The organism is Rhodococcus sp. 1168 (assembly GCF_002091955.1).
Classification (GTDB): domain Bacteria; phylum Actinomycetota; class Actinomycetes; order Mycobacteriales; family Mycobacteriaceae; genus Rhodococcoides.
The window spans coordinates 227,765-240,799 of sequence record NZ_MKKY01000042.1 but is presented as its reverse complement, the minus strand read 5'-3'; the positions used below and the strand labels follow the sequence as shown (position 1 = coordinate 240,799).

12 protein-coding genes are annotated in these 13,035 nt (G+C 62.9%); 5 read left to right on the top strand and 7 right to left on the bottom strand.

Annotation, left to right across the window (positions count from 1 at the left end; translation table 11 throughout):
• Window positions 1–4: 4 nt before the first annotated feature.
• Both BJI47_RS08215 and BJI47_RS08210 read right to left on the bottom strand, forming a co-directional pair.
• Complete coding sequence (locus tag BJI47_RS08215) at window positions 5–1,354, bottom strand: ribonuclease D (RefSeq protein WP_088943230.1); 1,350 nt, start codon at window positions 1,352–1,354, stop codon at window positions 5–7.
• 42 nt (window positions 1,355–1,396) lie between these two features.
• The gene (locus BJI47_RS08210; RefSeq protein ID WP_088943229.1) at window positions 1,397–1,996 is read right to left on the bottom strand and encodes a DUF3000 domain-containing protein; all 600 of its coding nucleotides are present in this window, start codon (window positions 1,994–1,996) and stop codon (window positions 1,397–1,399) included.
• Window positions 1,997–2,152: 156 nt separating this feature from the next.
• On the opposite strand from BJI47_RS08210, the gene hemE reads away from it, so the two are divergent.
• Genes hemE through BJI47_RS08185 form a run of 5 tightly spaced genes read left to right on the top strand, consistent with a single transcriptional unit; the run spans window position 2,153 to window position 8,351 of the window.
• On the top strand, window positions 2,153–3,217 hold the full coding sequence (hemE, locus tag BJI47_RS08205; protein WP_088943228.1) for a uroporphyrinogen decarboxylase: 1,065 nt from the start codon (window positions 2,153–2,155) through the stop codon (window positions 3,215–3,217).
• A complete protein-coding gene (locus BJI47_RS08200) occupies window positions 3,214–4,575 on the top strand; it encodes a protoporphyrinogen oxidase (protein WP_088943227.1) in 1,362 nt (453 codons plus the stop codon). Before hemE ends, BJI47_RS08200 begins: the two co-directional genes overlap by 4 nt.
• Before the next feature lie 4 nt (window positions 4,576–4,579).
• A complete protein-coding gene (gene hemQ / locus BJI47_RS08195) occupies window positions 4,580–5,275 on the top strand; it encodes a hydrogen peroxide-dependent heme synthase (protein ID WP_088943226.1) in 696 nt (231 codons plus the stop codon).
• A gap of 38 nt (window positions 5,276–5,313) precedes the next feature.
• A complete protein-coding gene (locus BJI47_RS08190; protein WP_176224743.1) occupies window positions 5,314–6,021 on the top strand; it encodes an HAD family hydrolase in 708 nt (235 codons plus the stop codon).
• Window positions 6,018–8,351, top strand: coding sequence for a molybdopterin-dependent oxidoreductase (locus BJI47_RS08185; RefSeq protein WP_176224732.1), 2,334 nt, complete (start codon window positions 6,018–6,020; stop codon window positions 8,349–8,351). The genes BJI47_RS08190 and BJI47_RS08185 overlap by 4 nt, the downstream gene beginning before the upstream one ends.
• On the opposite strand, the gene BJI47_RS08180 is transcribed toward BJI47_RS08185, so the two are convergent.
• The 5 genes from BJI47_RS08180 to BJI47_RS08160 form a co-directional block, all read right to left on the bottom strand.
• The gene (locus BJI47_RS08180) at window positions 8,332–8,790 is read right to left on the bottom strand and encodes a MaoC family dehydratase (RefSeq protein WP_176224731.1); all 459 of its coding nucleotides are present in this window, start codon (window positions 8,788–8,790) and stop codon (window positions 8,332–8,334) included. The genes BJI47_RS08185 and BJI47_RS08180 overlap by 20 nt on opposite strands.
• A gap of 36 nt (window positions 8,791–8,826) precedes the next feature.
• Window positions 8,827–9,252 (bottom strand): peptide-methionine (R)-S-oxide reductase MsrB, encoded by a 426-nt coding sequence (gene msrB / locus BJI47_RS08175; RefSeq protein WP_088943225.1) that lies wholly within the window; start codon window positions 9,250–9,252, stop codon window positions 8,827–8,829.
• Between the two features lie 9 nt (window positions 9,253–9,261).
• The gene (locus tag BJI47_RS08170; protein ID WP_088943308.1) at window positions 9,262–10,518 is read right to left on the bottom strand and encodes a glycosyltransferase family 87 protein; all 1,257 of its coding nucleotides are present in this window, start codon (window positions 10,516–10,518) and stop codon (window positions 9,262–9,264) included.
• A gap of 91 nt (window positions 10,519–10,609) precedes the next feature.
• Complete coding sequence (locus tag BJI47_RS08165) at window positions 10,610–12,172, bottom strand: alpha/beta hydrolase (protein WP_088943224.1); 1,563 nt, start codon at window positions 12,170–12,172, stop codon at window positions 10,610–10,612.
• 13 nt (window positions 12,173–12,185) lie between these two features.
• Window positions 12,186–13,004 carry a pyrimidine reductase family protein gene (locus BJI47_RS08160; protein WP_088943223.1) on the bottom strand — a complete coding sequence of 273 codons (819 nt, stop codon included), beginning with the start codon at window positions 13,002–13,004 and terminating at the stop codon, window positions 12,186–12,188.
• Between the last annotated feature and the right edge of the window lie 31 nt (window positions 13,005–13,035).

Genomic DNA, 13,035 nt, shown 5'->3' with positions numbered 1-13,035 from the left:
GGTATTACCCGCCGGTAACTTGCTCAGGGGTGCCACTCTCTTGAGCAGGGTTCCCACTCGTTTGCTCAGGGATCCCAGTCTGTTGCCCGGAGATCAGTGCGTCGGCGAGAACTGGTACGACCAGGTCCCGCTGCCACGGCCGCGCCCGCCCCTCGGTGAGCTTCTTGTCGATGATGTCCTCCGCGACATCACGTTCGACGGGTGTCCAATCCCACACCAGCCGGCGCAGCAAATCCGGCATGAGTAGGTTCTCCACCGGCACCTCGACCTCTTCGCTCAGTGCTGTCATCGCCGTACGTACGGTCGTCAGTCTTTCCGCGGCCTCGGGCTCACGGCGCGCCCACCGATTCACCGGAGGAGGGCCGTCGAAGGGAGCCGACTTGGGCGGAAGCTCCTCGGTCGGCAAGCGTCGTGCGCGCTCGAGGGCAGACAGCCACACCTTGGTCGAGCGTCGCTGACGCGGACCACCGAATACCGGCAGTGCACGTAGTTCGCCCTCGGTCTTCGGATCTGCCGTCGCTGCGGCGACAATCGCCGAGTCGGGCAGAATACGGCTCGGCGCAATGTCTCTGTGCGCCGCAATCTCGTCGCGTGAGCGCCACAATTCACGAACGGAGGCCAATACCCTCGCCGATTTGACGGCGTGGATTCCCGACGTTTTTCGCCAGCGGTCGGGCTTGGGCTTTGCTGGACCGAGCGCAAGGATGTGCGCGAACTCTTGTCGTGCCCACTCGGTTTTGTTCTTCGCTGCGAGTTCCTCGGTCATCGCATCATGCAGTTCGAGCAGCACTTCGACGTCGAGCGCGGCGTAGTTCAGCCAGCTGTCGGGGAGTGGACGTGTCGACCAATCTGCCGCTCCGTGTCCCTTCTGAAGCGACAAGCCGAGCGTGCGTTCGACGATCGGGCCGAGCCCGACTCGTTCGAAACCGGCGAGTCGTCCGGCCAGTTCGGTGTCGTACAAGGCCGCGGGCACGAGCCCGAGTTCAGCGAGCCCGGGCAAATCCTGGTCGGCCGAGTGCAAAACCCATTCGAGAGGATTGATCACCGAAGCCAGCGGTTCGAGTGCGCCGGTGACCGGGATCGGGTCGAGCAGGATGGTGCCTGCCCCGCGTCGTCGAAACTGCAGTAGGTAGGCGCGCTGCGAATAGCGGAAGCCCGACGCACGCTCGGCATCTACCGCAAGCGGGCCGTGACCACCCGCGAGCATTTCGGCTGCCGCGACCACGCCCTCGGCGGTGTCGACAACTGCGGGAACGCCGTCGGCAGGCGCCAACAGGGGTGTCGGAGCGTGCGCATCGACGTTGTCACCGTCGTTCGTTACGTCCGAGGCATCGTTGGAACTCATCGCTGACATGAGAGCAGACTCTAAGGCCTCATCCCGCGACGCGGTACGAACTCAGGTCCGGCTACCGCCGTGTGCGCGAAGTTCGGTGATTCCGGCGGGTGGCAGTCCAGCAGCATAGGCAAGCACCTCGCAGAAGGCCTCGACATGCGGAGCCAACTGGCCGGTGGTGGGGGTCCACGACGCGCGCAGTTCGAGCTGATGGGCTCGCGGTGGACCGGCGATATCGCCATAGCGCACCGAACTCGTCGAGGTCACCGTCCCGCCGAGGGCGTTCAGCGGCTCCGACCGAGTCTCCAAGGCATCGACCAACCAACTCCATGCCACCTCGGGCAACATGGGGTCGGAGGCAAGCGATTCATCTACGTCGGCCTGGATATAGGCGACCAGACGCATTGTTCCGTTCCAGGCTTCGTCACCGTCTGGGTCGTAGAGCAGAATCAACCGACCGAACGCATCGCCTTCGGATTGTTCCGCGATACCTTCGGATGCCGAATGTTCGACTTCACCGCCCATCGCGTAGCTGAACGGGGCTAGGCGTTGAGGTGGCCGGATCGGTCCGAGTTCGATGGATGGGTGCACGACGGCCCGGTGCATCGCCTCGATCGCCGATCGAAACGGCGCAGGTTCGGCAGTGGATCCGGGATTGGTCACACCTCCGGACGTTAGACTCGTCACCTTTCGGTTCGGTGGAGGCGCGCCGCACGTGCGACCGACTGCAGGACAACCGACGCAGAATCGTCGGGGCCATGAGGCGCGCTCAGGCCTGCATGGCGGCAATATTCTGTTCTCGTGGCAGCATGGATGGCAATGAACACAAACGCGCCGTACCCTCGCCGTCAGCTGCCCGACGCGCCTTTGTTGGCCACCATCGCGGGACGGGCGACATCACGTCGTCCGGTGTGGTTCATGCGGCAGGCCGGACGATCGCTGCCCGAGTACCGCAAGCTCAGAGTCGGTACCGGCATGCTCGAGTCGTGCTTCACTGCCGATCTGGTGGTCGAGATCACGCTGCAGCCGGTTCGACGCCATGACGTCGACGCAGCCATCCTTTTCTCGGACATCGTGGTTCCGCTGAAGGCCGCGGGTATCGATCTCGACATCGTTGCCGGAACCGGGCCGGTGGTGGCGTCGCCGGTACGTACGGCAGCTGACGTCGCAGCGTTGCCTCAGTTGCGCGCCGAGCAGGTCGAGCAGGTCACCGATGCGGTGACAACGCTCACCCGCGAACTGGGCGACACCCCGCTCATCGGATTCGCTGGGGCACCGTTCACGCTCGCCTCCTACCTGGTCGAAGGTGGACCGAGTAAGAACCACGAGAAGACCAAAGCGCTGATGCGCTCGGATCCGGCCACGTGGCACACCCTTCTCGACACTCTCGCCGACACGACGATCACGTTCCTGCGGGCGCAGCTGGCGGCTGGTGTCGACGCGGTCCAGCTCTTCGACTCCTGGGCAGGTGCGCTCTCACTGGCGGACTACCGTGAGTTCGTGCTGCCTCACTCGACGAAGGTGCTCGATGCAATGTCCCCGGCCGGCGTACCGAAGATTCATTTCGGTGTCGGGACCGGCGAACTCCTCGGTGCCATGGGAGAGGCCGGTGCCGACATGGTCGGTGTCGACTGGAGAATTCCCCTCGATGTCGCAGCCCGACGCGTCGGCCCGGGCAAGGCGTTGCAGGGAAACCTGGACCCTGCGGTGCTTTTCGCTGGTTGGGATGCCGTCGAGAGTGAGGTTCGACGCATCGTCGCGGAGGGCGATCGCGCCGTCGAAGGAGGCGCTGTGGGGCATGTATTCAACCTCGGTCACGGGGTCCTGCCCGATACCGATCCGGATGTGCTGACCCGGGTTGTGGAGTTGGTGCACTCGCTGTGACCGGGAGGCCGCCTCGCGTTGTGGTGGTGGGTGGCGGGGTAACCGGTCTTGTCGCGGCCTTCAGACTGCGGCAGAGGTGGGGTCCCGAAGCCGATATCACCATCGTCGAAGAATCGATGCGCCTCGGCGGCACGTTGCGCACGGTCACGTTGGCAGGCGGCCCGTTCGATGTCGGTGCCGAGGCTTTCATCGGCCGTAGACCCGAAGTGCCTGCCCTGATGGATGAGCTCGGATTGAGCGCCCAACTCGTCCATCCGGCCGGATTGCGTCCTCTCATCTTCTCGGGCGAGAGGCTTCATCCACTTCCGGCCGGGACTTTGATGGGTATCCCGGCAGACGCGGCCTCCGTGGAGGGCCTCGTGGATGCACGGTCGCTGGCCGCAATCGCCGGTGAGGGCGATACCGAGTTGTCCTGGGACCGATCCAGCGACCTCAGCGTCGCCGAGTTGGTCAGTTCGCGATTCGGTGAACAGGTTCTCGCGCGATCGGTCGACCCGTTGCTGGGCGGCGTCTACTCAGGGCTTTCCGATTCGATCGGGGTTCGCGCAGCACTGCCTACTCTGGCAGCGGCCCTGGACGCCGGAGCTTCCAGTCTGTCGGCGGCCGTGGCGTCCGTGCTTCCGGCTCCGAGTTCGGTGCCGGTTTTCGGTGCACTGCGTGATGGATATCGCACCTTGATCGACGCGCTGGTTGCGGCCGCAGCACCGCGCACCCTGTTTGGCAATGCCGTGACGTCCGTTCGCCGCGAGAACAGCGGTTGGGTGGTGGATTCGATCGGGCAGTTCGATGCGGTGGTGCTGGCAGTTCCCGCGCCGGCACTGGCGTCGATACTGGGCTCTGTCGTTCCGGATGCAGCCGCAGCCGCAGCCGAAATCGAGCTTGCGTCGTCGGTCGTGGTGGCTATGGCGTTCGACACCGCCGTCGACCTGCCCGACAACTCCGGTGTACTCGTGGCCACCGACGCCGGACTCGCCGTCAAGGCGTTCACGTTGTCCAGCAAAAAGTGGTCGCATCTCGCGGAACGCGGTATTTCACTGGTCCGTGCGTCGCTTGCACGATTCGGTGACGCAGGCCCGCTCGACTGGTCCGACGAGAAGTTGGTCGAAGCGGCCGTACGAGACCTATACCGGGTGACCGGCGTGGATTCTGCGCCGTCGTCCTCGTTCGTGCAGCGATGGCACGGGGGCCTAGCGCAGTACGCGCCTGGCCACGTGGACCGAGTTGCCGCAATCGAGGCAGCTGTGCGCGATGTCGACGGGTTGGCCGTGGCGGGTGCGTGGAGTCACGGTGTCGGAGTGCCTGCTTGTGTCGCTTCGGCCACCAGAGCAGCCACACGCATTGCGGAAGTGGCACGATAGAGCCATGCCACGTTTGGACTACACAACCCTCAATTCGACCCTCCGCTACCTGATGTTCTCGGTCTTCAAGGTCACACCCGGCGTCCTGGGCGAGGACCGAGCCGAAGCCGCCGAACAAGCGCGAGTGTTCTTCGAGAGTCAGGAAGAAAAAGGCGTCGCAGTACGTGGTGTGTACGACATCGCAGGCATGCGAGCCGACGCCGACTTCATGGTGTGGACACACGCGGAGCGGATCGAAGACCTGCAGGCTACGTACTCGGATTTTCGTCGTACCACCGTGCTCGGCAAGGCCAGTACCCCGGTGTGGAGCAACACCGCGCTGCATCGTCCTGCCGAGTTCAACAAGTCCCACGTCCCAGCGTTCATCGCTGGTGAAGAACCCGGTGCCTACATCTGTGTCTACCCGTTCGTGCGTTCCATCGATTGGTACTTGCTCCCCGACGAAGAGCGACGCACGATGCTCTCCGACCATGGCAAGGCCGCGCGCGGATACAAGGACGTGCGCGCCAACACGGTCCCGGCGTTCGCGTTGGGTGACTACGAGTGGATCCTCGCCTTCGAAGCTCCCGAACTCGATCGCATCGTCGACCTGATGCGGGATCTACGCGCAACCGAGGCACGTAGGCACGTTCGCGAAGAGACTCCATTCTTCACCGGGCCACGCGTCGACGTCGAAGCGCTCGTCACGTCACTGCCGTGACCTCGGGGTCGGAGACGCACGCGTTGGGGGCAGGCATTGTGCGTCACCAGTCCGTCGCGTCTCCGATCGAGGCAGTGGTGTTCGACTTCTCCGGAACGCTGTTCCGTTTGGAGGAGGACGAGAGTTGGTTCGAGACCGTCACGCACTCGGACGGAACACCGGTCGACGGTCACCGTGCGGCGGAATTGATGCGACGGATGACTGCGCCGGTGGGGGAGGTCGTCGAGTTCGACGAAGTGAGCAGACACGCCTGGCGCAACCGCGATCTCGATCCGGCGCTGCACCGTCAGGCATATTTGCATGTTCTTCGTGAATCCGGCGTCATCGACCGCGCTCAGTCCGAGTCAGTGTACGACCGAGTGATCGACCCATCGTGCTGGACTCCGTACCCGGATACGGCGCACGTGCTGGCGATGCTCGCCGGCAGAGCGATACCAGTTGCGGTGCTGAGCAATATTGCCTTCGACATCCGCCCGGCATTCGACACGCTCGGAGTGAGCGACTACGTCAGCGAGTTCGTCTTGTCGTACGAGGTCGGTTACGTCAAACCTCAGCCGGAAATATTCCTTTCTGCGGTGCGTTCGCTCGGGGTGGATCCGGCGCGGACATTGATGGTCGGTGACAGTGAAGAGGCCGACGGGGCCGCACGGGCAATAGGGTGCTCTTTCGCCCTCGTCGATCCGATCGCTACGGGAGAGCGTCCCACCGCCTTGTTGGATGTACTGGCGAGCAACGGGATTCGATGAAACCGCTGTACCCGGAAACGTCTCAGCACATGGGTCACTGGGGAATGTTTCGAGCCGAAAGTGCCGACGGCGAGGTAACCGCCGTGCATCCCCAGGAGACCGACCGTAATCCCTCGCCCGTGCTGGGCAATCTCGTCGGCTCGGTGACACACCGGTCTCGGGTGCAAGGCCCTGCCGTTCGACGCGGCTGGCTCGAGCGCGGCCCAGGTCCGACGGATCGGCGCGGCAGCGACGAGTTCGTGTCGGTCTCCTGGGACGAACTCACCGAATTGCTGGCTGCCGAGCTTTCTCGCGTGATCGACAGGCATGGCAACCAAGCGATCTACGGCGGCTCCTACGGGTGGGCCAGTGCCGGACGATTCCATCACGCGCAGAGCCAGGTTCACCGATTCCTCAATTGCATCGGCGGCTATACGCGCTCGGTGCACAGCTACTCGCTCGGAGCCACGGGCGTCGTCATGCCGCACGTTCTGGGAGCCCACTGGAAGATGTTCTCTCGCTCCACCTCCTGGGATGTGATCGCCCGGAAGACGGAACTGATCGTCGCGTTCGGCGGAATTCCGCTGAAGAATACCGGCATCAACCACGGAGGAACCTCCGACCATCCCATGGCGTCGGCTCTGGATGCGCTCCGCGCCCGTGGCGGAAAGATCGTCACCATCAGTCCGCTTCGAAACGATCTCGACGGTGCGGCTCGCTGGATGACGCCGATTCCCGGCACCGATGTCGCGATGATGCTCGGACTCGCCTATGTTCTGGTTTCCGAAAACTTGCACGACACAGCATTTCTCGACCGATTTTGTACCGGATACGCGCGCTTCGAGGAGTATCTGCTCGGAGTCGCGGACGGCACACCCAAGACCGCAGAGTGGGCGTCGAACATCTGCGGCGTCTCCACCTCCGAGATCACCGACCTCGCGCGCGAGATGGCGAGGCGGCGCACTTTGATCACCGTCACGTGGTCTCTGCAGCGGACGAAATCGGGCGAGCAAGCACCGTGGATGGGCGTGACACTGGCGTCGATGCTCGGGCAGATCGGTATCCCCGGTGGGGGATTCGGGCACGGCTACGGGTCGATGAACGAGCCCGGGCTGGCGCCGGTACCGTACCCCCTTCCCACCTTGCCCCAGGGCTCGAATCCGGTGCAGGCTTTCATCCCGGTGGCTGCCGTGTCGGACATGCTGCTCCACCCCGGCGAGGAATTCGATTTCGACGGACTGCGACTGACGTATCCCGATATTCGGCTGGTGCACTGGGCGGGCGGAAATCCCTTCCACCACCATCAGGATCTCGGACGACTTCGCCGGGCGCTGGCACGGCCCGACACGGTTGTGGTGCACGACCCGTACTGGACGCCCATGGCCAAGCACGCCGACATCGTCGTACCGTCGACTACGTCGCTCGAGCGCAGTGACATCAGCTGCACACGCAACGATCCATTGCTGGTCGCCATGCACCCTGCCGTGCCCCGATTTGCCGACGCGCGAGACGACTACGATACGTTCTCCGCGGTGGCCGAAAGACTCGGAGTCGGTGCGCAATTCACCGAGGGACGCACCACGGAGGAGTGGGTGGTGCATCTCTACGATCAGTGGCGCGGTTACCTGCGCGGAATGAATGTGGACACTCCAGATTTCGAAGAATTTTGGCAGCTCGGTTCATGGCCGATGACGACCGAGGACGGGCTGACCCTGCTCGAGGACTACCGCGGCGATCCCGAGAAGTACCCGCTTCGAACCCCGAGTGGGCGCATAGAAATATTCTCCGAGGTGATCGAGAAGTTCGGTTACGAGGACTGCATTGGGCACCCAGCATGGTACGAACCGGTGGAGTGGCTCAAAGGAGAACGCGCGCAACAATTTCCGCTGCATCTGATTGCGAATCAACCACGAACACGGCTGCACAGTCAACTCGATCATGGAGCGAGAAGTCAGGCTTCGAAGGTGCACGGCCGTGAGCCGATCCGGATGCACCCCAAGGCTGCGACCGACCGAGGGCTACACGACGGCGACGTAGTCAGGGTCTTCAACGATCGTGGTGCTTGTCTCGCCGGTGTCGTGGTGGACGAGGACATGATGCCCGCCGTGGTGCAGTTGGCGACGGGTGCCTGGTACGACCCCGAGGACCCCGCGGATGTCGGATCGATGTGCGTGCATGGCAACCCGAATGTACTGACAGCCGACGTCGGCGCCTCTTCGCTGTCACACGGGTGCACGGGCCAGCATGTGCTGGTGCAGATCGAACGCTTCGACGGCGTAGTGCCACCGATCACCGCGTTCGATCCGCCACAGTTCGTAGAACGAGAGAGGGTCAGAAGAGAACTCGGCTGATCGTTTCTGCAATCAACGCGGGCTTGTCTTCGCCCTCGATGTGAAGTGTGTTGGTGGCCACGATCTGGAGTGCGCCACCGGACACTTCTTCGGCCGAGGTCAGTGTGGTCTGCAACCGGACGTGAGATCCGACCTCGACGGGGTTGATGAAGCGAACCTTGTTGGACCCGTAGTTGATTCCGAGCTTGGCATTCTCGATGGTGTAGATCTGCCAAGTGAGTACCGGGATCAAGGACAAGCTCAGATAGCCGTGCGCAATCGGGCCGCCGAACGGGCTTTCCTTCTTTGCTCGTTCGACGTCGACATGAATCCACTGCTGATCACCAGTGGCGTCGGCGAATGTGTTGACCCGGTCTTGGGTGATCTGCATCCAGTCACTCGTGCCGAGGTCCTCGCCGACGGCCGCAGTGATCTGCTGTGCTGAGGTGAAAGTGCGCATCGTCACATTATGCGCTGCGCACTCGGCCGGTCGGGGTCAGGAGGGGTCGAGAACGAGAGAAATCGAGTTGATGCAATACCGCTGATCTGTGGGCGTCGGGTAGCCCTCGCCCTCGAAGACGTGGCCGAGGTGGCTGTGGCAGTTCTTGCAGATGACCTCCACGCGTCGCATCCCGAGCGTGGTGTCCTCGTTGAGGATGACTGCGTCACTGTCTGCGGGGTCGAAGAAGGACGGCCAACCGCAGTGTGACTCGAACTTTTCGGTACTGCGAAACAGTTCGGCCCCGCATGCGCGGCAGCTGTACACACCATCGGTCTTGGTGTCGGTGTACTCCCCGACGAACGGACGCTCGGTGCCCGCCTGCCGCAGGACTGCGTACTCCTCGGGGGTGAGCTTCTCGCGCCATTGTGCGTCGGTGAGCTGAACGGCGGGAACAGAATTTTTGTCGGTCGCTGAACTCATGACACCACGCTAATACTTCTCGAGCTGCTTCGTTGTTTGCGCAGGTGAGATCTCCGGGAGGAGGTACTCGGGTTCGATTCCGTCGTCGAGCCGTCCGTCACTGCGGGCAGCGAAGTACCGTCCGATCAGAACCGAGAAGATCACGATGATCAGCAGGCTCCAGCCGAAGGTAGTACGCATGTAGTCCATGGCCCGGCCTCCCGTCGGGAATCGGCCCGACAACCAGCGGTCGTAGCTCATGAATCCATAGATTGCGAGCCACGCCGGCCAGTTTCGGAGAACCGAGTTCTTGAGCACGACCGTCATCAACAGCGGGAACAGCAGCATCGAATAGTACATCTGGCCGAGTGACCCGAGTAGCCAATGTGCCGTCAGGACAAGACCCGACGTTGTCGCTATGAAGAACAGACGGTCCTCGCGGCAGTAGCGATAGAGCAACCACAGCGACACCAGAACCATCACCCCGAGAACACCACGGATTGCGTAGATCAGCAACTCCGGCAATCCGTAGTAGCGGCCGTTGCCGACAATCGCGCTGTTGAAGTAATCGCGCGACTCGAGAAGGTAGGGGAGGGTGCGGTCGATGAATTCCATCGGGTCCGCCGACAGCGGCCATGCGATCAGAAGCAACACGACAGGAATCGCAACAGCGGTGATGAAAACTTTCCACTGCTTGGTCATCAACGGAATGATCAGAAGCGGCGCGAGGATCGGTTTGATGGCAAGTGTCAGCCCCATTGCCACGCCGGCGGACAAGTCTTTTCGCTGGAGCAGCCAGTAGATGAAGGCAACCTCACCCAACAGAACGAATCCGTTGAAGTTGGTGAACACCAGAGTGTTGGTCACTGTTTCACTCGCGAAGGCGGCGAGGAGAAGTGCGGGAGCTGCGACAGAATTCAGACCGAATCCGAAGATTTTGAGCAAGATGTACAACGCAAGAACGATCGCGACCGTGCTCGCCAAGATGAACAACCAGCGAGACCGTTCGGGATCGATGATTGCGAGAGGCGACAACAGCATCGTCGCGCTCGGCTGATAGAGATAGTGCGGATCGACCGAGTCGAAGTTCGCCGTGTACACCGGCTCGCGATTGAGAAACGCGAGTGCAGCCTGGTAAACGGGATTGAAGTCATTGGTGAAGTCACCGTTGACCGCACGTACGATCGCCCGGTTGAGAACAGTCATGATGGCGATCGGCCATAGCGCGAACCGGACTACATCCGCGGTCGTCCGGCCGTTGCGGGGCTCGAGGAAGCTAAGTGACACGTGGGAACGGTACCTTGACCGGGCTCGGGCAATGACCGTCGACACCCGTTGGGTGCATTCGGTACCACTTCGTGAATCGATAGCCGACGTGTCACGCGGGACAGACACTGCCGTCGGGAGGCAACGACGCTTCGGTCGCGTACGCAGTGGCCGCTGCCTGGGCGCACACCGACCCGCCGATCACCGGGTGGCCGGCGCCCTGCCAGGTCATGGCGGCAGAACGCGTGCCGGTGGCGGCAACAAGCCCGGTCACACTGGCGAACCCCCCATTTCCGACGACCGGGTCACCGGTGCCACTGAGCTCGAGAACCGGAACGGACAGCGACGTCGGCAGGGGCGGGGCGGGTGCGGTGGGCCACGACGAGCACGTGAGTGCTGTCAGAGCTGCGTCGGTGCCGAAGATGGGGTATTGCTCGCTCCACCTCGCACCGGCATCCCGGACGGCCTGCGGGGATGGCCACTGTTGGCCGTCGATGCAGCGTGCGACGAACTGACCGTCCGTTCCGTAGGCAACTGCACCGCGTGAGGACAACCGGCTCAGTGCGGACGGATCGCCGGACCTGGCTGTGGAGAGTGCATCGGCAAGCTCGAGTGTCCGTCTCGACGGATCACCGGAGGACGAGGCAAGTGCATAAGCGATCCCGTCGAGCACAGCGTGGGTCGACAGAGGTGCCAGCGCTCCGCTCGCCACCTGGGCCAGGAGTTCGGATACCGCGCCCTTGGGGTCGGATCCGAGCGAGCACTGGAGTGCCTGGCATCGCTGTAGGAACGCCGTGAACGCAGCCTCTCTTCCTTCCGTCTTCTGCTGGGCCACGGTCATCTGATCTACGTTCATTCCGGTGGGCGAATCGAGAATCAACCGCGACACTCGGTCCGGGTACTGGGCTGCGTACGCCAGCGCGGTGGATGCACCGTTTCCGGTGCCGACGATGCCGAGAGCATCGATTCCCCAGGCAATCCGAAGCTGTTCCAGATCGCCTGCGGCATAGCTGGTGGCGAAAGCGATCTCCTGTGGCTGCAGTAGATCGGTGCATTCGATCGTCGCCTGGCGTCCGACAGCGACGGCGCGGTCCACGGCATCACCGTCGGACGCCGCGAATTGCCCCAGGTTCGCCAGCGTCTCGCGGGTGTCGGCTTTCACGCAATCGATGGCTGTCGACCTGCCGATTCCGCGCCGATCGATAGCGACGAGCGGGTGAGCCTCCAGCATCGTGCTGCTGTTGCCGGCCGCAAGGTCGGCAAGTGTGGCGATCGACGCGCGGTCGGACCCGGACGTGAAAACCAGGGGCGCGGCATCGGGCGGCGTCCTGTCCAATTTCGCACGCAGTGCGCCGACGGAGAAGGACCCGAACATCTGACCGCTCGGGTCGACAGGCGCGTCGAAGTCAGCGCATTCGAGCACGACCCCGGGAGTGCGGGAGGTGAGGCCGTATAGATCGAGGGTGCTCTGTGTGCAATCGGTCCACGCAAGATCGTTCACCGGAACCTGTAGTTCTGGACTCTTCGGTTCCGTATCGGCAGTGGACTTATCGGGTAGCCCGGGGGAGTTCTGCTCGACGGCGACGTCTGGGCGTCCGGACGGCCCAGCACTGCATGCCGCCCCCAACATCGAGACCGAGAGAAGAACTGCGAGCAACGATCTTTTCTGCGTCACGCTGCGAGGCTATCTACTTTTCCGCACCGGAAACTTCACCGGTCCCGGCCGGACGCACTCGGACCCATCTGGTCAGCAGAGTTCCATCGTCGTCCGCGAGCACGTGAATACGTTTCATCCGGTGAAAAACCGACGCATTCGAGTGCGCAATACGCCCCGACTTTCCCGCGAGCAGGTTCGGCGAAGTCGTCAGGCATAGTTCGTCGACGCAATCGTCTGCAAGCAGTGTTCCGAACAGGCCTGGGCCGCCTTCGCACAGGACTCGCCTCAGACCCAGTTCTTCCAAGGCGGCCAGGACAGCAGATGTCGGAACGGTAGTTTCCTCGACTTCGATCATGTGCGCACCTGCTTCGCGAAGTGCCGAACGTGACTTCGCCGACGCGGAGGTCGTCGTGATTATCGTCGGCGGCACTTCGGTGTCGGTGAGAAGCCGCGATCTCGGATCGATCGACGCCGAAGCAGTGACGACCACTACCGGGGGGATCGGTACCAGGCCCGCGTCGATTCGTTGGCTCTGTTGTGACTTCGTCAGCCGGACGCCCCCGTAATTCTCGCTTCGCACCGTCCCCGCCCCGACGAGAACCGCATCCGCAAGTGTTCGCAGGACATCGAACACTGCCTTGTCAGAGGGTGTACCGAGACCTGAGGACACGCCGTCGGCGCTGACGGCTCCGTCGATGCTGGAGACGAAGTTCGTCCGGATCCACGGTGCGGTCAGGTTGTCCGGATAGGCGTACAACCGGCGTAGTTCGGCCAGGTCGACGACGCCGTCAGCCGGGTAGGACGTGCCGGAGCCGGGTGTGAAGTAGGTCGCAATATCGAGTAGGCGCACATTGTAAATAAGACCACCTCGTTACGCTTAC